Raw genomic sequence first — 24,538 nt, forward strand, 5'->3', positions numbered from 1 at the left:
TCAACTGCCGGTGGCTTCGGCCTGCGTGAGGGCCGACAGGGCCCGCCGCAGGTGCTCGACGACACGACCCAGGTGCGGGTCCTGCATCAGCTCGTGGTGGCCGCCGGGGACGTCGTGCACCTCCAGCCCGCCACGCACCAGGGGCTCCCAGCCGCGGTGACGCGGAGTCCCGGCGGCGGCTTCGCTGGCGCTCAGGAGGAGTGCGGTGCCGTCGTACGGCTGGGGGACGTACTTCTCGTGGGCGAAGAGGTTGGCCCGGAAGACGTTGAAGAGGGCACGCAACTGGGCCGGGCCGGACTGAGCGTCGAGGATGCGCGCCCGGAGCCCTTCCTGCAGCAGGTGTCCCAGCATGGCGTCGTCGCTCTGTGCCAGTGCTTCGTCCGGGGCGGAGAGCTCCTGGCCGAAGGCGGTGGCGGTGGCATGGGCGAAGGCCAGCCGCGCGCGGGACTCAGAGTCGAGCTGCGTCTCGGACTGGGCGGGCTTCGTCAGGCCGTAGAGGTGGGCATCGATGAGGGCGAGCAGGTCCACGGCTTCGCCGGCCGCGCGCAGGCGACGGGCCATCTCGTAGGCGATGACGCCGCCGAGCGACCAGCCTCCCAGTTGGTAGGGGCCGTGGGGCTGCACGGTGCGGATGGCTTCGATGTAGAGGCTGGCCATCTCCTCGATGGACTCGGCGACGGGCCGTCCGTCGAGGCCGCGCGACTGGAGGCCGAAGACGGGCAGCGAGGGTCCCAGCCGGCGCGCCAGTTCCGAGTAGGCCAGGACGTTGCCGCCGCCTGGGTGGACGAGGAAGAGGGGGCGCTGGTTGGGCTCTCCGCGCTCCAGCGGGACGAGGGGCGTCCAGTCCCGTGAGTCGTCACGGAGCACCTGGGCAAGCTGCTCGATGGTGGGCTGCTGGAAGAGGACGGAGAGAGGAAGGCTGAGACCGAGCCGCTCACGGATGGACGCGAGCATGCGCACGGCGAGCAGGGAGTGGCCACCCAACTCGAAGAAGCTGGAGCGCACGCCGACGGAGCGGACGCCGAGGACGTCCTCCCAGATGCGGGCGAGCTGCATTTCGAGCGCGTCGCGGGGCGCGACGAAGTCCCGGGCCTCGATGGCGTGGGCATCGGGTTCGGGTAGGGCCTTGCGGTCCACCTTGCCGTTGGCGTTGAGGGGCAGCGTGTCCAGCACGACGAGGGCCGACGGCACCATGTACTCGGGCAGGTGCTGCTTGAGGCTTGCCTTCAGGGTGTCCGCATCCAGAGAGGAGCCCACTCGTGCGGTGACGTAGCCGATGAGGCGCTTGTCCGCGTCCGTGCCCCGAGCCACGACGATGGCCTCGTTGACGCCGGTGGCGGAGCGCAGGGCGGCTTCGATTTCACCCAGCTCGATGCGGAAGCCACGCACCTTCACCTGGAAGTCGACGCGGCCCAGGAAGTCGAGCGTGCCGTCCTCCTTCCAACGGGCCTGGTCGCCCGTGCGGTAGAGGCGCTCACCCGGCGTGGAGGCGAAGGGATGCGGGACGAAGCGTTCCGCGGTGAGCTCGGGGCGGTTCAGGTAGCCCCACGCGAGGCCCTGGCCGCCGACGTACACCTCACCGGCCACGCCCACGGGCACCGGGTGCAGGTGAGCGTCGAGGACGTAGACGGTGGAGTTGGAGAGCGGCCGGCCAATGGGGATGGTGCCTTCCACGCGCGCGCCGTGCCGCATGGCGAAGGTGGTGGAGAAGGTGGTGTTCTCCGTGGGGCCGTAGCCGTTGAGGAAGCTGGCGCCCTCCGGAATGCGCGCGAGGTGCTCGCGCACACGAGCGGCGGGCAGCACATCGCCACCGGCGAGCACCTGACGCACGCCCGAGAGCGCTTCACCCTGGTGCAGGGCCATCTGCTCGAAGAGGGCGGCGGTGAGCCAGAGAGACGTCACGCGGTGGTGACGCAGCTGGGCGGCCAGTTCCTCCAGCGAGAGGGAGTGCGGCGGAGCGAGGACGAGCTTCGCGCCGTGCAGCAGCGCGCCCCAGATTTCGAGAGTGGAGGCGTCGAAGGCCACAGGGGCGAACTGGAGCCAGACTTCGTCGGGCCCGAAGCGCATGAAGGTGCTGCCGAGCACGAGGCGGGTGATGCCCCGGTGGGGCACGCTGACGCCCTTGGGGCGGCCCGTGGAGCCCGAGGTGAACATCACGTAGGCGAGGGCTTCACCGTCCACGCGGACGTCCGGCGCATGCGTGGGCTGCGTAGCAATCTCCGCGGACTGGGCATCCAGCCAGACGCGGGTGCCAGAGGCGGGCAGCAGTGAGGCGAAGGGCTGGTGAGTCACCGTCACGTCCACGTCCGCGTCCTCCAGCAACATCGCGATGCGTTCGACAGGCGCATTGCGGTCCACCGGGACGAAGGCCGCACCCACCTTGAGGATGGCGAGGAGCGCGGTCACCAACTCGAAGGAACGCTCGACGGCGAGGCCGACGCGCGCACCCGGGACGATGCCCAGGGCCCGCAGGTGATGGGCCAGCTGGTTCGCGCGTGAATCCAGTTGGGCGTACGTCAGCGAGTCATCCCCCAGCACCAGGGCCACCGCGTTGGGCGTGCGCTGAGCCTGCCGCGCGAAGTGGACGTGGACCGGCACGTCCGTCGGGCTGACGGCGGCCGTGTCATTCCACTCCACAAGGACGCGCTGGCGCTCGTCGTTGGAAAGGAGTGGCAAGTGGGCCAAGGTCTGCTCGGGCTTCGCGGCCGCGGCCTCCAGCAGCGTGCGCAGGTGGCGGGCCATCCGCTCCATCGTGCTCCGCTCGAAGAGTGCGGTGCTGTACTCCAGCGTGCCTCGCAGCCCTTCGGCCGTCTCCGTGAAGAAGACGCTCACGTCGAACTTCGACGTCGAGTGGGTGGATTCCAAGCTGCGGAGACGGAGCTCTGGCAGCCGCACGTCCTCCGTGGGCACGTTCTGGAGTGCGAGCAGCGTCTGGAAGAGCGGCGTATGGCTGAGGCTGCGCATCGGCTGGAGGACCTCCACCAGCTTCTCGAACGGCACCTCCTGGTGCTCGTAGGCCTCCAGCACCGTGGCGCGTACCTGCTGGAGCAGCGCCCGGAAGGACTGACCCTCATCCACCTTCGCGCGCAGGACGAGCGTGTTGACGAAGAAGCCGATGAGGCCCTCCGTCTCCGCCCGCGTACGGCCCGCGATGGGCGAGCCCACGCTGATGTCCTGCTGGCCCGTGTAGCGCGACAGCAGGCCCTGCCAGGCCGCGAGCAGCACCATGAAGAGCGAACCGCCTTCACGGTGGCCCAGGCTCCGCAGGGCTTCTGTCAGCTCACGGGACAGGGTGAAGCCGAGGGTCGCGCCCGCGTTGCTCCTGACGGCCGGACGGGGGAAGTCGGTGGGCAGTTCCAGCACGGCTGGAGCGCCAGAGAGCTTCGCCTCCCAGTAGGCCATTTCCTGCCGCAGCGTCTCACCCGAGAGCGTGCGGCGCTGCCAATCGGCGTAGTCCGCGTACTGCACAGGAAGGGCAGGCAGCGGCGACGGCTGTCCCGCGGAGAAGGCCGCGTAGAGGGCGGTCACTTCTCGCACCAGCACGCCCAGCGACCAGCCGTCGGAGACGATGTGGTGCAGGGTGACGACGAGCACGTGCTCGTGTTCAGCCAACTTGAAGAGCAGCGTGCGGAGGAGCGGGCCGGTGCGCAGGTCGAAGGGCCGGCGCATCTCCTCTTCAACACGAGCCCGTGCCTCGGGCTCGCGCTGGGATTCAGGCACGTCCGAGAGGTCCACGAGCCCCAGTGGCAGCGGACTGTCGGGATGGATGCGCTGGACCGGCTCTCCGTCCACCTGGACGAAGGTGGTGCGCAGGGCGTCGTGCCGGCGCACGACTTCTTGCAGAGCATGCTCCAGCACGTCCGTGTGCAGGTGGCCCTCCAGCCGGACAGCGACAGGCACGTTGTAGAGAGGGCTGCCCGGTTCGAGCTGATCAATGAGCCACAGCCGCTGCTGCGCGAAGGACAGCGGCAGCGGACCATCGTGCGAGACGCGGGTGAGCAGCGAAGTGCTCGTGCGGGAGAGTCCCGAGAGACGAACCGCGAGCGCCTCCACCGTGGGGGACTCGAAGAGTGCGCGCAGCGGGAGTTCGACGTTGAACTCGGCGCGGACGCGCGACACCACCTGCGTGGCCAGCAGCGAGTGGCCGCCCAGCTCGAAGAAGGAGTCCTTTACGCCTACCTTGGGCAGGCGCAGGACTTCGGCCCAGATGGAGGCCAGCTTCGCTTCGGCTTCCGTGCGAGGTGCTTCGTAGGTGTGGCCGGACTGAGGCGCCTCCGGCTCCGGCAGGGCCTTGCGGTCGACCTTGCCGTTGGAGTTGAGAGGCAGCGCCTCAAGCACCACGAAGGTGGCGGGCACCATGTACTCGGGCAGGCCCTGGCGCAGGTGCGTCTTGAGGGCTTCCACCTCCAGGGAGGCCTCGGCCTTGGGAGAGACGTAGGCGACGAGGCGCTTGTCGGCGGCCTCACCCTTGGCGACGACGACGACGTCCTTGAGGCCCGGAGCGCGGCGGAGGGCGGCTTCGATTTCACCCAGTTCGATGCGGAAGCCGCGCACCTTCACCTGGAAGTCGATGCGGCCGAGGTACTCCAGCCGCCCGTCCACGCGGTAACGGACGCGGTCACCCGTGCGGTACATGCGGCCACCCGGGGGGCCGTAGGGCTCCGGCACGAAGCGCTCGGCCGTGAGTTCCGGGCGCAGCAGGTATCCACGCGCCTGGCCTTCGCCGGCGAGGTACAGCTCACCCGCGACGCCCACGGGCACCGGTTGCAGCGAAGCGTCCAGCACGTAGGCGCGCGTCGCGGGCAGAGGACGGCCAATGAGAGGCACTTCGTCACGGCTGACGAGAGAGGCCGTGGAGTAGGTGGTGTCTTCTGACGGGCCGTAGAGGTTGTAGAGCTTCTCAACCGTGGGCACCGCGTAGACCTGCTTCGCTAGCGTCTCTGGCAGGGCTTCACCCGCGAGGTTGATGACACGCACGGAGGGCGGCACCGCGCCCAGGCGCAGGAGTTGCGCCATGGCGGAGGGCACCGTGTTGACCAGGGTGACGTGCGAGGCCGTAGGCAACTCGGCCAGGTGCAGGGCGTTGCGTGCCACCACCACCGCGCCACCACTGCTCAACGGGGCGAAGAGCTCGAAGACGGAGAGGTCGAAGTTGAGGCTCGTCGCGGCGAGCGTGCCCTTTAGCTCCTCCGGTGGGAAGGTCTCCAAGGCCCAGTGGAGGAAGGAGACAGCGTTGCCGTGGGAGATGGCGACGCCCTTGGGCCGACCGGTGCTGCCCGAGGTGTAGATGAGGTAGGCGAGGTGACCGGCGTGGATGTCCACCACGGGCGCCGTCGTCGGCTGCTTCGCCAGTTCCGCATCCGAGTCGAGGCACACCGGCGTCGCGGACGTTTCGGGCAGTGCCGAGAGCAGATGCGAGTGGGCGACGAGGGCAGGGCCCTGGGCATCCTCCAGCAGCCAGCCCAAACGCTCACGCGGGTAGCTGGGGTCCAGGGGTACGTAGGCGCCACCGGCCTTGAGGATGCCGAGGGCTCCGATGACAAGGTCCTCGGTGCGCTCGACGCACAGGCCGACACGGACTTCGAGGCCGACACCCAGGCCGCGCAGACGGTGGGCGAGCTGGTTGGCCCTCGCATCCAGCTCCCGGTACGTCAGCCGCCGCTCGGGCGTGATGACGGCCAGCGCATCCGGCGTGCGACGTACCTGGGCTTCCACCAACGTGGGGATGCTGGGCTCACGCGGCGCCTGCGAGGCCGGGGGATTCCATTCGACGAGGAGTTGCTGGCGCTCCGTGTTGGTGAGAAGCGGCAGGTCCCCTAGCCGGGTGTCCGGCTTATTGGCGATAGCCTCCAGCAGCACTCCGAAGTGACCGGCCATGCGCTGGATGGTCGCTGCGTCGAACAGGTCCGTCGCGTACTCGAACGTGCCGACGAATCCATCCCGGCCTTCACGCAGGCCCAGGGAGAGGTCGAACTTGGCGAAGTGGGCCTCCAGCGGCAGGGCCTGGAAGGACAAGCCCGGCAGACGCAGCGCCTCATTCGGCGTGTTCTGCAGGACGAACATGGCCTGGAAGAGCGGACTGCGGCTCAGGTCGCGCGTGGGCTGCACGGCTTCGACGAGCTTCTCGAAGGGCACGTGCTGGTGCTCGAAGGCCGCGAAGGTCGTGCCTCGCACCTGGGTCAACAGGTCGCGGAACGTCGCACGTGAGTCCAGCCGGGCACGCAGCACGAGCGTGTTGACGAAGAATCCGATGAGACCCTCGGTCTCCGCCTGCGTGCGGCCCGCGATGGGCGAGCCCACGCTGATGTCGTCCTGCGCGGAGTAGCGAGACAGCAGCACCTGGAACGCCGCCAGCAGCGTCATGAAGGGCGTGGCGCCTTCACGCTGCGCCAGCGCCTTGAGCGCGTGCGACACCTCCGAGGGAATGCGCACGTCCATCGTGGCGCCCCGGTGCGACTGCACGGGCGGACGCGGATGGTCCGTCGGCAGCTCCAGTGCCGCGGGCGCTCCGGAGAGCTGCTGCTTCCAGAAGTGGATCTGCGCGTCCAGCGCCTCACCCTGGAGCCAGTTCCGCTGCCACGCCGCGAAGTCCGCGTACTGCACGGGCATGGGCGCGAAGGCCGGCGTGCTGCCCGTGGCGAAGGCCTCATAGAAGGCCACCATCTCCCGGACGAGGACACCCATGGACCAGCCGTCGGAGACGATGTGGTGCATCGTCACGAGCAGCAGGTGGGAGTCCTCGGTCAGACGCACCAGCGTGCTGCGCAGCAGCGGGCCCTTCGCGAGGTCGAACGGCCGACGCGCTTCCTCGTTGGCCAGTCGCCGTGCTTGCTCCTCCCGAAGCACCTCGGGATGGGTGGAGAGGTCCACGAGCGGCAGCGTCCATCCACTGGCGGCGTGGATGGTCTGGATGGGCTGGTCCCGGTGCGCATGGAAGGTGGTGCGCAGGGCTTCATGACGCTGGACGAGCGCCTCGAAGGCACGGCGCAGGGCCTCGACGTCCAGGTGACCGGAGAGCTGGAGCGCGGTGGGGAGGTTGTACGACGCGTCCCCCGGCTGGAGTTGATCCAAGAGCCACAGCCGCTGCTGAGCGAAGGACAGCGGCAGCGGACCGTCATGCGAGACGCGGGTGAGCTTCGGGGCCTGGGAACTCGCGCCCCCGTGGAGACGCCCGGCGAGCGCCTCCACCGTGGGGGATTCGAAGAGCGCGCGCAGCGGCAACTCCACGCTGAACTCCGAACGAATACGCGACACGACCTGGGTGGCCAGCAGGGAGTGGCCGCCCAGCTCGAAGAAGGAGTCCTTCACGCCCACCTGGGGCAGACGCAGGACTTCAGCCCAGATGGAGGCCAGCTTCGCTTCGGCTTCCGTCCGAGGTGCTTCGTAGGTGTGGCCGGACTGAGGCGCCTCCGGCTCCGGCAGGGCCTTGCGGTCGACCTTGCCGTTGGAGTTGAGGGGCAGGGCTTCCAGCACGACGAACGTGGCGGGCACCATGTACTCGGGCAGGCCCTGGCGCAGGTGCGTCTTGAGGGCTTCCACCTCCAGGGAGGCCTCGGCCTTGGGAGAGACGTAGGCGACGAGGCGCTTGTCGGCGGCCTCACCCTTGGCGACGACGACGACGTCCTTGAGGCCCGGAGCGCGGCGGAGGGCGGCTTCGATTTCACCCAGTTCGATGCGGAAGCCGCGCACCTTCACCTGGAAGTCGATGCGGCCGAGGTACTCCAGCCGCCCGTCCAGGCGGTACCGGACGCGGTCACCCGTGCGGTACATGCGGCCACCGGGAGGGCCGTAGGGTTCAGGGACGAAGCGCTCGGCCGTGAGTTCCGGGCGCAGCAGGTATCCACGCGCCTGGCCTTCGCCGGCGAGGTACAGCTCACCCGCGACGCCCACGGGCACCGGTTGCAGCGAAGCGTCCAGCACGTAGGCCCGCGTTGCGGGCAGAGGACGGCCAATGAGAGGCACTTCGTCACGGCCGACGAGAGAGGCTGTGGAGTAGGTGGTGTCTTCGGAAGGCCCGTAGAGGTTGAAGAGCTTCTCAACCGTGGGCACCGCGTAGACCTGCTTCGCGAGCGTCTCCGGCAGGGCTTCGCCCGCGAGATTGATGACGCGCACGGAGGGCGGCACCGCGCCCAGGCGCAGGAGCTGCGCCATGGCGGAGGGCACCGTGTTGACCAGGGTGACGTGAGAGGCCGTAGGCAACTCGGCCAGGTGCAGGGCGTTCTTCGCCACCACCACCGCGCCGCCACTGGAGAGCGGAGCGAAGAGTTCGAAGACGGAGAGGTCGAAGTTGAGGCTAGTCGCGGCGAGCGTGCCCTTCAGCTCCTCTGGGGCGAACGTGGAGAGAGCCCAGTGGAGGAACGTCACGGCATTGCCGTGCGAGATGGCGACGCCCTTGGGACGGCCGGTGCTGCCCGAGGTGTAGATGAGGTAGGAGAGGTGCCCCGGGTGAATGTCCACCACGGGCGCCGTCGTCGGCTGCTTCGCCAGCTCCACGTCCGAGTCGAGGCACACGGGCGTCGCAGACGTCTCGGGCAGTGCCGAAAGCAGATGCGAGTGGGCGACGAGAGCCGGGCCCTGAGCGTCCTCCAGCAACCAGCCCAGGCGCTCACGCGGATAGCTGGGGTCCAGGGGCACGTAGGCACCACCGGCCTTGAGGATGCCGAGCGCTCCGATGACGAGGTCCTCGGTGCGCTCGACGCACAGGCCGACGCGGACTTCGGGGCCGACCCCCAGTCCGCGCAGGCGGTGGGCGAGCTGATTCGCCTTCGCATCCAGCTCCCGGTACGTCAGTTGTCGCTCGGGCGTGATGACGGCCAGCGCGTCCGGCGTGCGACGCACCTGCGCTTCCACCATCGCGGGGATGCTGGGCTCACGCAGCGCCTGCGAGGCCGGGGGATTCCATTCGACGAGGCGTTGCTGGCGCTCGGCGTCCGTAAGCAGCGGCAGGTCACCAAGCTTCGTGTCCGGCTCCTTGGCAATGGCCTCCAGCAGCACTCCGAAGTGCCCGGCCATGCGCTGGATGGTCGCCGCGTCGAACAGGTCCGTCGCGTACTCCAGCGTGCCGACGAATCCGTCCCCGCCTTCACGCAGGCCCAGGGAGAGATCGAACTTCGCGAAGTGGGCTTCCAGCGGCAGCGCCTGGAAGGACAAGCCCGGCAGGCGCAGCGCCTCGGTGGGCGTGTTCTGCAGGACGAACATGGCCTGGAAGAGCGGGCTGCGGCTCAGGTCTCGCGTGGGCTGCACGGCTTCGACGAGCTTCTCGAACGGCAGGTGCTGATGGTCGTAGGCCGCGAGCGTCGTGCCTCGCACCTGGGTCAGCAGGTCCCGGAACGTCACGCGCGGGTTCAGTTGGGCGCGCAGCACGAGCGTGTTGATGAAGAAGCCAATGAGGCCTTCGGTCTCCGCCTGGGTGCGGCCGGCGATGGGCGTACCCACGCTGACGTCATCCTGCGCGGAGTAGCGAGACAGCAGCACCTGGAAGGCCGCGAGCAACGTCATGAACGGCGTGGCGCCTTCCCTCTGTGAGAGAGCCTTGAGGGCCTCCGCGATATGCTTGGGAATGCGCACGTCCACCGAGTCGCCCCGGTGGGACTGCACGGGCGGACGCGGGTGGTCCGTGGGCAGCTCCAGCGCGGCGGGAGCTCCGGAGAGCTGCTGCTTCCAGAAGTGGATCTGCGCATCCAGCGCCTTGCCCTGGAGCCAGTTGCGCTGCCATGTGGCGAAGTCCGCGTACTGCACGGGCAGCGGCGGGAGCGAGGGCGACTGGCCCGTGGAGAAGGCCTCGTAGAACGCCGCCACTTCCCGGACGAGGACGCCCGTGGACCAGCCGTCGGAGACGATGTGATGCATCGTCACAAGTAGCAGGTGGGAGTCCTCGGCCAGACGCACCAGCGTGCTGCGCAGCAGCGGGCCCTTCGCGAGGTCGAACGGCCGACGCGCTTCCTCATTGGCCAGTCGCCGCGCCTCTTCCTCCCGGAGTGCTTCTGGCCGGGCGGAGAGATCCACGAGCGGCAGGGTCCATCCACTGGGATCGTGGATGGTCTGGATGGGCTGATCCTGGTGCTCGTGGAAGGTGGTGCGCAGGGCCTCGTGGCGATGAACGAGCGCTTCGAAGGCACGGCGCAGGGCCTCCACGTCCAGGTGCCCGGAGAGCTGAAGCGCGGTGGGGATGTTGTACGACGCGTCCCCAGGCTGGAGCTGATCCAAGAGCCACAGCCGCTGCTGTGCGAAGGACAGCGGTAGCGGACCGTCATGTGCGGCGCGGGTGAGGGCGGGCAGGTGGAGGTTCGGCGTGGCCGTCTGGAGCCGCTCCGCCAGCGTGGCGACTGTCGGGGATTCGAAGAGGGCCCGAAGCGGCAGCTCCACGCGGAACGTGGCTCGCACGCGCGAGACGAGCTGGGTGGCCAGCAGGGAGTGGCCTCCCAGGGCGAAGAAGTCGTCGTGGACGCCCACGCGCTCCACCCGCAGCACCTGCGTGAAGAGGGCCGCGAGCTGCTCTTCCGCGGGCGTGCGTGGCGCGACGAAGCTGGAGGCAAGCGCGGTGCCCTGGGGGGCGGGCAGGGCCTTGCGGTCCACCTTCCCGTTGGTGTTGAGCGGCAGGGCCTCCAACACGAGGAGCGCGGAGGGCACCATGTACTCAGGCAGGTGCTGCTTGAGGAAGGTGCGCAGCTCGGTGGTGTCCAGGGACTCTCCCGCCTCGGGGACGAGATAGGCGACGAGTCGCTTGTCGCCGGGCACATCCTCGCGGGCGAGGACGACGGCCTGATGCACGGCGGGGTGTCCCAGCAGGCGGGACTCGATTTCCCCCAGCTCGATGCGGAAGCCGCGGACCTTCACTTGGAAGTCCGCACGGCCCAGGTAGTCGAGCATGCCGTCCGCACGCCAGCGCACCACGTCGCCGGTGCGGTAGAGGCGGGCACCGGGCGTGGAGGAGAAGGCGTCGGGGATGAAGCGGTCCGCCGTCAGCTCGGGGCGGTTGAGGTAGCCACGAGCGACGCCCGCACCGCCGATGAAGAGCTCACCCGCGACGCCCACGGGCACGGGACGCAACGTGCGGTCGAGCACGTAGACGCGGACGTTGGGCAGAGGCCTGCCGATGGTAGGCGTGGAGGAGGCGTCGAAGGCGCAGGCGGTGGCGTCGACGGTGCACTCGGTGGGGCCGTAGACGTTGAAGACGCGAGGACGAGGAGCCTGGGCCAGGTGACGCCAGGTGGCGGGGTCCACGGCTTCACCGCCCACGAGGACGCGGTGGGGGATGGCCGTGCGCTCCAGGAGGCCCTCATCCACCAGCAGGCGCAGGTGGGCTGGGGAGCAATCGAGGACGTCCAGCGCATCCTGGCCAATGCGATTGACGAGCTCGCTGATGTCAGCGCGGGCTTCGTCGGGGACGATGCAGAGGGTGTGGCCGTCGAGCACCTGGATGAGCTGCTTGACGGAGGCGTCGAAGGACAGCGGTGCGTTGACGCTGACGCGCTCCCCAGGCTGAGAGTCTGCATGCACCGTAGCGGCAAGCGCGACGCGCAGGTTGAGCACGGAGCGGTGCTGAATCATCACGCCCTTGGGGCGGCCAGTGCTGCCCGAGGTGTAGATGATGTAGGCGAGGTGTTCCGGCGTGACCGACGTCACCGGCGCGACCTGGGACTCAAGAGCAAGGTCCGCGGCGTCGGAGTCCAGGCAGAGGGTATGCGCGGAGTGCGGGGGCAGCGAGTCGCGCAGGCGCTGCTGGGTGAGCACCACCGGAGCACCCGTGTCCTGGAGGACGTGGGCAAGCCACTCGCGAGGGTAGCTGGGGTCGATGGGCACGTAGGCGCCCCCGGCCTTGAGAGTGCCGAGGATGCCGACGAGGGCCTCCACGGAGCGCTCCACGCACAGCACCACGCGCACGTCGGGGCCAACGCCCAGTTTCACCAGGCGGTGCGCGAGCTGATTGGCGCGCGTGTCCAGCTCACGGAAGGTGAGTCGCTCCTCACGGCAGATGACGGCCAGGGCGTCGGGCGTGCGAAGGGCCTGGGCGCTGAAGGCCTCATGGAGGCAGAGGTCGCGGGGGAACTCCGCGCTGGGGCCATTCCAATCGACGAGGAGTTGCTGGCGCTCCGGCGCTGTGAGCAGCGGCAGGCTCGCGAGCGTCGCATCCGGCTGCGCGGCGATGGCCTCCAGCAGCACGCCCAGGTGGCCAGACATGCGCTGGACCGTCGACACATCGAAGAGGTCCGTGGCGTACGTCAGTGTCCCGCCGAAGCCCTGGGGCGACTCGCCGAGGGTGAGCGTGAGGTCGAACTTGGAGGACCGGGTGTCCACCGGGACGCTCTGGAAGGACAGTCCGGACACGCGGAGCGCTTCGGTGGGCGCGTTCTGCAGGGAGAACATCGTCTGGAAGAGCGCGCTGCGGCTCAGGTCTCGCGAGGGCTGGAGGACCTCCACCAGCTTCTCGAAAGGCACGTGCTGGTGCTCGTAGGCCGCGAGCGTCGTGCGGCGCACCTGCGCGAGGAGCTCACGGAAGGTCGCCTGCGGCTGCACGTGGGCGCGCAGCACCAGCGTGTTGACGAAGAAGCCGATAAGGCCCTCGGTCTCCGCCTGCGTGCGGCCCGCGATGGGCGTGCCCACGCTGATGTCGTCCTGCGTGGAGTAGCGCGACAGGAGCAACTGCCAGGCCGCTAGCAACAACATGAAGGGCGTGGCGCCTTCATCCTGGGCCAGGGTCTTCAGGGCCTGGGAGACCTCCAACGGAATGCGCACGTCCACCGTGGCGCCCCGGCGCGACTGCACCGGTGGACGCGGGTGGTCCGTGGGCAGGTCCAGCGCGGAAGGTGCTCCCCCGAGCTGCTTCTTCCAGTAGCCCAGCTGCGCGTCCAGGGCCTCTCCCTGGAGCCAGCCTCGCTGCCACATCGAGAAGTCCGCGTACTGCACCGGCAGCGGCGGGAGCGAGGGCCACTGGCCCGTGACGAAGCCTTCGTAGAAGGCAGCCACCTCGCGGACGAGCACGCCCATGGACCAGCCGTCGGAGACGATGTGGTGCATCGTCACCAGCAACAGGTGCTCTTCGGCCGCCAGCCGCACCAGCGTGCCGCGCAGCAACGGACCCGTGGAGAGGTTGAAGGCACTCCGTGCCTCCGTGGCCGCCGCGCGCTGGGCCTCTTCCTCCCGCCGCGACTCAGGCAGGGATGTCAGGTCGATGAGGGGCAGCTCCCAGCGGGAAGCGTCATGGATGCATTGCGACGGCTCCTCCTGCGACGGGGTGAGCGTGGTGCGCAGCGACTCGTGGCGCTCCACCAGCGCCTCGAAGGCGCGGCGCAGGGCTTCGATGTCCACCTGTCCCGTCAGCCGCAGGGCGGTGGGGATGTTGTACGAGATGTCTCCCGGCTGGAGCTGATCCAGCAGCCAGAGGCGCTGCTGGGCGAAGGACAGCGGAATGGCGCCCTCGCGCGGCATGGGCCGCAGGGGCGGGGCGCGGAGGCCGGCGGACCGGGCCTCCTCGAGCTTCGGCGCGAGGCCTTCGACCGTGGGCGCCTCGAAGAGGGCCCGCAGCGGCAGCTCCACACGGAAGGTGGAGCGCACGCGCGAGACGAGCTGGGTGGCCAGCAGGGAGTGGCCTCCCATGGCGAAGAAGTCGTCCCGCACGCCGATGCGCTCCACCCGGAGGATCTCGGCGAAGAGGGTGGCCAACTGCTCCTCGGTGGCGGTGCGCGGCGCGACGAAGGCGGTGCTCCGAGCCGTGTTCCCTGGTTCCGGCAGGGCCTTCCTGTCCACCTTGCCGTTGGCGTTGATGGGCAGCGCGCCCAGCACCATGAAGGCCGACGGCACCATGTACTCCGGCAGCCGCTGCTTGAGGCCTGCCCGGAGCGTCTCCGGCGTCGGTGAATGGCCCGCGCGCGCGGTGACGTAGCCGATGAGGCGCTTGTCCGCGCCGGTGCCCCGGGCCACGACGACCGCTTCATTGACGCCAGCGGCGGAGCGCAGCGCGGTTTCGATTTCGCCCAGCTCGATGCGGAAGCCACGCACCTTCACCTGAAGGTCCACGCGGCCCAGGAAGTCGAGCGTGCCGTCATCCCGCCAGCGGGCCTGGTCACCCGTGCGGTAGAGGCGCTCGCCGGGGTTCGTGGCGAAGGGGTGGGGGATGAAGCGCTCCGCGGTCAGGTCCGGGCGGTGCAGGTAGCCCCAGGCCAGGCCCTGGCCGCCGACGTACACCTCGCCGGCGATGCCCACGGGCGCCGGGTGCAGGTGCGCGTCGAGCACGTAGACCGTGGAGTTGGAGGGCGGCCGGCCGACGGGGATGGCGCCTTCCACGCGCGAGCCATGCCCCATGGCGAAGGTGGTGGCGAGGGTGGTGCTCTCCGTGGGGCCGTAGGCGTTGTGGAAGGTGGCGCCTTCGGGGATGCGGGCCAGGTGCTCTCGCACGCGGTCCGCGGGCAACACGTCGCCACCGGAGAGAATCTGGCGCACGCCCGCGAGCGCTTCACCCTGGTGCAGGGCCATCTGCTCGAAGAGCGCGGTCGTCAGGAACAGCGTCGTCACGCCGTGGTGGCGCAGCAGCGCGGCCAGCTCCTCCAGCGACAGCGAGTGGGGCGGTGCGAGGACGAGCTTCGAGCCATTCAGCAGCGCGCCCCAGATCTCGAGCGTGGAGGCGTCAAAGGCGATGGGCGCGACATGGAGCCAGACCTCGTCCGCGCCGAAGCGCATGAAGGTGCTGCCAACCACCATTCGCGTGATGCCCCGGTGCGGAATGCAGACGCCCTTGGGGCGGCCGGTGCTCCCGGAGGTGAACATCACGTAGGCCATGGCCTCGCCGTCCACGTGGACGTCGGGGGCGTGGGTGGGCCGCGTGGCGATGACATCGCGCTGCGCATCTAGCCAGACGCGGGTGCCGGTGGCGGGCAGCAGGGACGCGAAGGGCTGGTGGGTGACGATGAAGTGGACGTCCGCGTCCTCCAACAGGGACGCGATGCGCTCCACGGGCGCATTGCGGTCCACGGGAACGTAGGTGGCCCCCACCTTGAGGATGGCGAGGGTCGCCGTCACCAACTCGAAGGACCGCTCGACGGCGAGACCGACCCGCGCACCCGGCGCGATGCCGAGCTCGCGCAGGTGGTGGGCCAGTTGGTTCGCGCGCGCGTCCAGCTGGCCATAGGTCAGCGAGGCCTCTCCCAGGACGAGGGCGACGGCCTCGGGCGCGCGCTGCGCCTGCCGGGCGAAGTGGACGTGGACGGGGATGTCCGTGGGGCTGGCGACAGTGGTGTCGTTCCACTCCACGAGGATGCGCTGCCGCTCCTCGCTGGAGAGGAGGGACAGCCCGGACACGGACTGCTCGGGACTGGTGGCAACGGCCTCCAGCAGGGTGACCAGCTGGCGGGCCATCCGCTCCACGGTGCCGCGCTTGAAGAGGGCGGTGCTGTACTCCAGCGAGCCCACGAAGCCCTGGGGCGAGTCCTGCATCGCGAGGTTGAGGTCGAACTTCGCGGAGCGCCCTTCGGTGGTGACCTGCTGGAAGGTGAGACCGCGAACACGCAGCTCTCCAACAGGGGCGTTCTGGAGGGCGAACATCACCTGGAACAGGGGGCTGCGGCTCGTGTCCCGGACGGGCTGGAGGACCTCGACCAGCTTCTCGAACGGCAGGTGCTGGTGTTCGTAGGCCGCCAGCGTCGTGCCTCGCACCTGGGCGAGCAGCGTGCGGAACGACTCCTCCGGCGCCACGCGCGTGCGCAGGACCAGCGTGTTGACGAAGAAGCCGATGAGGCCTTCGGTCTCCGCCTGCGTGCGGCCCGCGATGGGCGAGCCCACGGTGATGTCGTCCTGCGCGGAGTATCGCGACAGGAACACCTGGAACGCTGTCAGCAGCACCATGAAGGGCGTGGCGCCTTCACGCTGCGCCAGCGCCTTGAGCGCTTCGGACGTTGCCTGGGGAATCCGGACGGAGACGACCGCGCCCTGGTGGGACTGGATGGCCGGACGTGGATGGTCGGTGGGCAGCTCCAGCGCGAAGGCCGCGCCCGCGAGCTGCTGCTTCCAGTAGCCCAGCTGCGCGTCCAGGGCTTCACCCTGGAGCCACTGGCGCTGTCGTTCCGCGAAGTCCGCGTACTGCACGGGCAGCGGCGCCAACGTGGGCGTCTGGCCGGAGGTGAAGGCTTCGTAGAAGGCAATCAGCTCGCGGACGAGCACGCCCATGGACCAGCCGTCGGAGACGATGTGATGCATCGTCACCAACAACAGGTGCTCTTCGGTCGCCAGCCGCACCAGCGTCGTGCGCAGGAGCGGCCCACGCTCCAGGTGGAAAGGCTGGGTCGCTTCCTTCGTGATCCGGCGCCGGGCCTCGTCTTCGCGCTGCGCGTCGGGCAGCGCGGAGAGATCCACGAGCGGCAGCGTCCACGCGTCCGGCAGGTGGATGTGCTGGGTGGCCTGACCTTCATGCTCATGGAAGGTGGTGCGCAGGGACTCATGACGCGCGACCAGGGACTCGAAGGCGCGGCGCAGCGACTCCACGTCCACCGGGCCCTTGAGCCGGAGCGCGGAAGGAATGTTGTACGACGCATCCCCTGGCGTGAGCTGATCCAGGAACCAGAGGCGCTGCTGGGCGAACGAGAGCGGAATGGCCCCCGTGCGCGAGGAAGGTCGGAGCGCAGGCGCACCCCGGGCCACCGCGGGCCGTGCGTCCGCGAGCTTCAGCGTGAGGGCGGCCACGGTCGGCGCATCGAAGAGGGCTCGCAGGGGCAGTTCCAGCCCCAGCGTGGCCCGCACGCGCGAGACGAGCTGGGTGGCCAGCAGCGAGTGGCCTCCCAACGCGAAGAAGTCATCGTGGAGGCCCACGCGCTCCACGCGGAGGACTTCGGTGAAGAGGGCCGCCAGTTGCTTCTCGGTGGCGGTGCGCGGTGCGACATAGGCGGCGGTGCGCGCGGTCTCTTCGGGCTCCGGCAGGGCCTTGCGGTCCACCTTGCCATTGGAGTTGAGGGGCAGGGCGGCCAGCACCACGAAGGCCGACGGCACCATGTACTCAGGCAGGCTCCGCCGGAGCTGGGCCTTGATCGCGTCCACGTCCAGCGAGGCGCCCGCGCGAGCGGTGACGTAGCCGATGAGGCGCTTGCCCGCGTCCGAGCCCCGGGCCACGACGATGGCCTCGTTGACGCCCGGGAAGGTGCGCAGGGCGGCTTCGATCTCTCCCAGCTCGATGCGGAAGCCACGCACCTTCACCTGGAAGTCGACGCGGCCCAGGTACTCCAGCCGCCCGTCCAGGCGGTAACGGACGCGGTCGCCCGTGCGGTACATGCGGCTACCGGGAGGACCGTAGGGCTCCGGCACGAAGCGCTCGGCCGTGAGCTCCGGACGCAGCAGGTATCCACGCGCCTGTCCTTCGCCGGCGAGGTACAGCTCACCGGCGACACCGATAGGCACGGGCTGGAGCGAAGCGTCCAGCACATAGGCGCGCGTCGCGGGCAGAGGACGGCCGATGAGGGGTACCTCGTCACGACCGACGAGGGAGGCCGTGGAGTAGGTGGTGTCTTCGGACGGGCCGTAGAGGTTGTAGAGCTTCTGCACCGTCGGGACGGCGTAGACCTGCTTCGCAAGCGTCTCCGGCAGGGCTTCGCCCGCGAGATTGATGACTTGTACGGAGGGCGGCACCGCGCCCATGCGCAGGAGCTGCGCCATGGCGGAGGGCACCGTGTTGACCAGGGTGACGTGAGACGCGGTGGACAGCTCCGCCAGGTGCAGGGCGTTCTTCGCCACCACCACCGCGCCACCGCTGCTCAACGGGGCGAAGAGCTCGAAGACAGAGAGGTCGAAGTTGAGGCTCGTCGCGGCGAGCGTGCCCTTCAGCTCCTCGGGCGAGAAAGTCTCCAGGGCCCAGTGGAGGAAGGAGACAGCGTTGCCGTGGGAGATGGCGACGCCCTTGGGACGACCGGTGCTGCCGGAGGTGTAGATGAGGTAGGCGAGGTGACCCGTGTGGATATCCACCACGGGTGCTGTCGTCGGCTGCTTCGCCAGCTCCACGTCCGAGTCGAGGCACACCGGCGTGGCGGTGGTTTCAGGCAGCGCCTGCAAGAGGTGCGAGTGAGCGACGAGGGCAGGGCCCTGAGCGTCCTCCAGCAGCCAACCCAAACGCTCACGCGGGTAGCTGGGGTCCAGCGGCACGTAGGCGCCACCAGCCTTGAGAATGCCGAGGGCTCCGATGACAAGGTCCTCGGTGCGCTCGACGCACAGGCCGACGCGGACTTCGGGGCCGACACCCAGGCCGCGCAGCCGGTGTGCGAGCTGGTTGGCCTTCGCGTCCAGCTCCCGGTACGTCAGCTGCCGCTCGGGCGTGATGACGGCCAGTGCATCCGGCGTGCGACGCACCTGGGCCTCCACCATCGCGGGGATGCTGGGCTCACGCGGCGCCTGCGAGGCCGGGGGATTCCACTCAACGAGGAGCTGCCGACGCTCGTCGCTGGAGAGGAGGGGCAGGCTGGCCACGGACTGCTCGGGCCTGGTGGCCACGGCCTCCAGCAGCGTGAGCAGATGGCTGCCCATCCGCTCGATGGTGCTCCGCTCGAAGAGGGCGGTGCTGTACTCCAGCGAACCCACGAAGCCCTGAGGCGAGTCCTGCATCGCCAGGTTGAGGTCGAACTTCGCGGAGCGTCCCTCGGTGGTGACCTGCTGGAAGGTGAGGCCGCGAATGCGCAGGTCTCCAACCGGGGCATTCTGGAGGGCGAACATCACCTGGAACAGCGGGCTGCGGCTCGCATCCCGCGCGGGCTGGAGGACCTCCACCAGCTTCTCGAACGGAAGGTGCTGGTGCTCGTAGGCAGCGAGCGTCGTGCCTCGCACCTGCGAGAGGAGCTCACGGAAGGTCGAACGCGGCTGGACGTGAGCACGCAACACGAGCGTGTTGACGAAGAAGCCGATGAGGCCTTCGGTCTCCGCCTGGGTGCGGCCCGCGATGGGCGAGCCCACGGTGATGTCGTCCTGCGCGGAGTAGCGTGACAGGAGCACCTGGAACGCCGCGAGCAGCACCATGAAGGGCGTGGCGCCTTCACGCTGCGCCAGCGCCTTGAGCGCTTCGGACGTTGCCTGGGGAATCCGGACGGAAATGGCCGCGCCCGAGTGAGACTGGATGGCCGGGCGGGGATGATCCGTAGGCAGCTCCAGCGCGAAGGCCGCGCCCGCGAGCTGCTGCTTCCAGTAGCCCAGCTGGGCGTCCAGCGCTTCACCCTGGAGCCACTGGCGCTGCCGCTCCGCGAAGTCCGCGTACTGCACCGGCAGCGGCGCCAGCGTGGGCGTCTGGCCGGAGGTGAAGGCCTCGTAGAAGGCCACCAGCTCACGGACGAGCACGCCCATGGACCAGCCGTCGGAGACGATGTGATGCATCGTCACGAGCAGGAAGTGGTCAGCCTCCGACAGACGCACCAGGGTCGTGCGCAGGAGCGGTCCACGCTCCAGGTGGAAGGGCTGGTTTGCCTCCTTCGTGATCCGGCGCCGGGCCTCGTCTTCGCGCTGCGCGTCGGGCAGCGCGGAGAGGTCCACGAGCGGCAGCGTCCACGCGTCCGGCAGGTGGATGTGCTGGGTGGCCTGACCTTCATGCTCATGGAAGGTGGTGCGCAGGGACTCGTGGCGTGCGACCAGGGACTCGAAGGCGCGACGCAAGGACTCCACGTCCACCAAGCCCTTGAGCCGGAGCGCGGAAGGGATGTTGTACGACGCATCTCCCGGCGTGAGCTGATCCAGGAACCAGAGGCGCTGCTGGGCGAAGGAGAGTGGGATGGCTCCCGTGGTGCGTGGCACCGGCAGAATCGCGGGAGTGCCCCGGGCAGCCGCGGGCCGTGTGTCCGCGAGCTTCAGCGCGAGGGCGGCCACGGTCGGCGCATCGAAGAGCGCGCGCAGGGGCAACTCCAACCCCAGCGTAGCCCGCACGCGCGAGACGAGCTGGGTGGCCAGCAGCGAGTGGCCTCCCAACGCGAAGAAGTCATCGTGAATGCCTACGCGCTCCACGCGGAGGACTTCGGCGAAGAGCGTGGCCAGTTGCTCCTCGGTGGGGTTGCGCGGCGCGACGAAGGCGGCACGAGAGGCCTCCTCGGGCTCCGGCAGTGCCTTGCGGTCCACCTTGCCGTTGGCATTGAGCGGCAGCGCGTCCAGCACCATGAAGGCCGACGGCACCATGTAGTCAGGCAGGTGCTGCTTGAGGCCTGCCCTGAGAAGGTCCACGTCCAGCGAGGAGCCCGCACGAGCGGTGACGTAGCCGATGAGGCGCTTGCCCGCGTCCGAGCCCCGGGCCACGACGACGGCCTCGTTGATGCCCGGGAAGGCGCGCAGGGCGGCTTCGATTTCACCCAGCTCGATGCGGAAGCCGCGCACCTTCACCTGGAAGTCCACGCGGCCCAGGAAGTCGAGCGTGCCGTCCGGCTTCCAGCGGGCCTTGTCGCCCGTGCGGTAGAGGCGCTCGCCCGGCGTGGTGGCGAAGGGATGGGGGACGAAACGCTCCGCGGTGAGGTCCGCGCGGTTCAGGTAGCCCCACGCGAGGCCCTGGCCGCCCACGTACACCTCGCCGGCGATGCCCACGGGCACCGGGTGCAGGTGCCCGTCGAGCACGTAGACGGTGGAGTTGGAGATCGGCCGGCCAATGGGGATGGCGCCTTCCACGCGCATGCCATGCCGCATGGTGAGGGTGGTGGAGAAGGTGGTGTTCTCCGTGGGGCCGTAGGCGTTGTGGAAGGTAGCGCCTTCGGAGAGGCGGCTCAGGTGCTCGCGCACGCGGTCCGCGGGCAGCACGTCGCCACCCGCGAGGACCTGACGCACGCCCGCGATCGCTTCACCCTGGTGAAGCGCCATCTGCTCGAAGAGGGCGGTGGTGAGCCAGAGTGACGTCACGCCGTGGTGGCGCACCTGCGCGGCCAGCTCTTCGAGCGAGAGCGAATGCGGCGGAGCGAGGACGAGCTTCGCGCCGTGTAGCAGCGCGCCCCAGATTTCGAGCGTGGACGCGTCGAAGGCAACGGGGGCGAACTGGAGCCAGACTTCGTCGGGCCCGAAGCGCATGAAGGTGCTGCCAAGCACCAGGCGGGTGATGCCCCGGTGGGGCACGCTGACGCCCTTGGGGCGGCCCGTGGAGCCCGAGGTGAACATCACGTAGGCCAGGGCTTCACCGTCCAAGCGGACATCCGACGCGTGCGTGGGTCGTGCGGCGATCTCCGTGGACTGGGCATCCAGCCAGACGCGGGTGCCGGAGGCGGGCAGCAGTGAAGCGAAGGGCTGGTGCGTGACCACCACGCCCACGTCCGCGTCCTCCAGCAACATCGCGATGCGTTCGACGGGCGCATTGCGGTCCACCGGGACGAAGGCCGCACCCGTCTTGAGGATGGCGAGGAGCGCGGTCACCAGCTCGAAGGAGCGCTCGACGGCGAGGCCGACGCGCGCACCCGGGACGATGCCCAGGGCCCGCAGGTGATGGGCCAACTGGTTCGCGCGCGCGTCCAGTTGCCCATACGTCAGCGTCGCATCCCCCAGCACCAGGGCCACCGCGTCGGGCGTGCGCTGAGCCTGCCGCGCGAAGTGGACGTGGACCGGCACGTCCGTCGGGCTGACGGCGGCCGTGTCATTCCACTCCACGAGGACGCGCTGCCGCTCCTCACTGGAGAGGAGGGACAGCCCGGCCATGGGCTGCTCGGGCTTCGCGGCGACGGCCTCCAGCAGCGTGCGCAGGTGGCCGTCCATCCGCTCGATGGTGCTCCGCTCGAAGAGGGCGGTGCTGTATTCCATCCAGCCGGTGAACCCCTGCGGTGAGTCCTGCAACGTCAGGGTGAGGTCGAACTTGGCGGAGTGGCCCTCGGCGGCGGCCGGCCGGAAGGTGAGGCCCGGCACGCGCAGCGCTTCTCCAGGGGCGTTCTGGAGGACGAACATCACCTGGAACAGCGGGCTGCGGCTCGTGTCCCGGACGGGCTGGAGGACCTCCACCAGCTTCTCGAAGGGCACGTGCTGATGTTCGTAGGCCGCGAGCGTCGTGCCACGCACCTGGGCGAGCAGCGTCCGGAAGGTGTCCTCCGGCGTCACGCGTGCGCGGAGCACGAGCGTGTTGACGAAGAAGCCGATGAGCCCTTCGGTCTCCGCCTGCGTGCGGCCCGCGATGGGCGAGCCCACGGTGATGTCGTCCTGCGCCGAGTACCGCGACAGGAGCACCTGCCAGGCCGCGAGCAGCACCATGAAGGGCGTGGCACCCTCGCGCTGGGCCAGGGCCTTGAGCGCTTCCGACGTCGCCTGGGGAATCCTCACGGCGTGCGTCGCACCCGCGTGGGACTGGATGGCCGGGCGGGGATGATCCGTGGGCAGCTCCAACGTGGCCGGAGCCCCTGCGAGTTGCTGCTTCCAGTAGCCCAACTGCGCGTCGAGCACCTCTCCCTGGAGCCAGTCGCGCTGCCACGCCGCGAAGTCCGTGTACTGCACCGGCAGCGGGGCCAGCGTGGGCGTCTGGCCGGTGCTGAAGGCCTCGTAGAAGGCCACCAGCTCGCGGACGAGCACGCCCATGGACCAGCCGTCGGAGACGATGTGGTGCATCGTCACGAGCAGCAGGTGCTCTTCCGCCGCCAGCCGCACGAGCGCGGTGCGCAGCAGCGGGCCGCTTCGCAGGTCGAACGGCTGACGCGCCTCCGCTTCGACGTTCCGCTGTGCCTCGTCTTCGCGCAGCGCTTCGGGCTGCGTGGAGAGGTCGATGAGCGGCAACGCCCAGGTGCCGGGCGTGTGGATCTGCTGGGTGGCCTGCCCCTGGCTCTCGCGGAAGGTGGTGCGCAGGGCGTCGTGGCGAGCGACCAGCGCTTCAAAGGCGCGGCGCAGCGACTCCACGTCCACCGGGCCCGTCAGCCGGAGCGCCGTGGGGATGTTGTAGGACGCATCGCCCGGCGTGAGCTGATCCAGGAACCAGAGGCGCTGCTGGGCGAAGGACAGGGGCTGAGGGCCGTCCGCCTGGGTCCGAGTGAGCGGAGGGGGACGCAGGCTCGGCGTCTGGGCTTTGAGGCGCTCGACGAGCGTGGCCACGGTGGGCGCTTCGAAGAGGGCCCGCAGCGGCAGCTCCACGCGGAACGCGGCGCGCACGCGGGAGACGAGCTGGGTGGCCAGCAGCGAATGGCCTCCGAGCGCGAAGAAGTCGTCGTGGATGCCCACGCGCTCCACGCGCAGCACCTGCGTGAAGAGGGCCGTGAGCCGCTCCTCGGAGGGTGTGCGCGGCGCGACGTAGGTGGAGGCGAGCGCGGTGCCTTGGGGCGCGGGCAGCGCCTTACGGTCCACCTTGCCATTGGTGTTGAGCGGCAAGGCCTCCAGCATGAGGAATGCGGAGGGCCGCATGTGCTCGGGCAGGAGCTGCTTGAGCCAGTCCTTGAGGACTTCGGGCGTGGGAGCGGGCTCCGTGCCTTCCGTGGGCACGACGTAGGCGACAAGCCGCTTGTCACCGGGCACGTCCTCGCGAGCGAGCACCACGGCGGCGTGCACCTGAGGATGCTTGAGGAGCGCGGCTTCGATTTCGCCCAGCTCGATGCGGAAGCCGCGGACCTTCACCTGGAAGTCCGCACGGCCCAGGTAGTCGAGCATTCCGTCCGCACGCCAGCGCACCACGTCGCCGGTGCGGTAGAGGCGGGCACCGGGCGTGGAGGAGAAGGCATCCGGGATGAAGCGGTCCGCCGTCAACTCAGGACGGTTGAGGTAGCCACGAGCGACGCCCGCACCGCCGATGAAGAGCTCACCCGCGACGCCCACGGGCACGGGCCGCAGTGTGCGGTCGAGCACGTAGACGCGGACGTTGGGCAGAGGCCTGCCGATGGTGGGCGTGGGGGAAGCATCGAAGGCGCAGGCGGTGGCGTCGACGGTGCACTCGGTGGGGCCGTAGACGTTGAAGACGCGAGGACGTGGAGCCTGGGCCAGGTGACGCCAGGTGGCGGGGTCCACGGCTTCACCGCCCACGAGGACGCGGTGGGGGATGGCCTTGCGCTCCAGAAGTCCCTCCTCCACCAGCAGGCGCAGGTGGGCCGGGGAGCAGTCGAGGACGTCCAGTGCGTCCTTCTCGATGCGATTGACGAGTTCACCGACGTCGGCGCGGGCTTCGTCAGGGACGATGCAGAGGGTGTGGCCGTCGAGCACCTGGATGAGCTGCTTGACGGAGGCGTCGAAGGAGAGCGGTGCGTTGACGCTGACGCGCTCCCCAGGCTGCGCGTCGGCGTGCACCGTAGCGGCGAGCGCGACGCGCAGGTTGAGCACGGAGCGGTGCTGAATCATCACGCCCTTGGGGCGGCCGGTGCTGCCCGAGGTGTAGATGATGTAGGCGAGGTGTTCCGGCGTGACCGACGTCACCGGCGCGTTCTGTGATTCAAGAGCAAGGTCCGCGGCGTCGGAGTCCAGGCAGAGGGTGTGAGCGGAGTGCGGGGGCAGCGAGTCCCGTAGGCGCTGCTGGGTGAGGACGACAGGCGCGCCGGTGTCCTGGAGGACGTGGGCAAGCCACTCGCGAGGGTAGCTGGGGTCGATGGGCACGTATGCACCACCGGCCTTGAGGGCGCCGAGGATGCCAACGAGAGCCTCCACGGAGCGCTCCACGCACAGCACC

The 24,538-nt window shown here is 69.5% G+C and carries 1 protein-coding gene (cut by a window edge); it reads right to left on the reverse strand.

Annotated features, from left to right (window positions below; genetic code table 11):
* On the reverse strand, nt 1–24,538 hold the 3' portion of the coding sequence (locus ACX114_RS12865; RefSeq protein ID WP_459297992.1) for a non-ribosomal peptide synthase/polyketide synthase. 7,982 nt of this gene lie beyond the right edge of the window; 24,538 of the gene's 32,520 nt are visible here — the last part of the coding sequence; its start codon lies beyond the right edge, outside the window; it ends in the stop codon at nt 1–3.

The sequence above is a fragment of the Corallococcus sp. M7 genome (assembly GCF_054512695.1).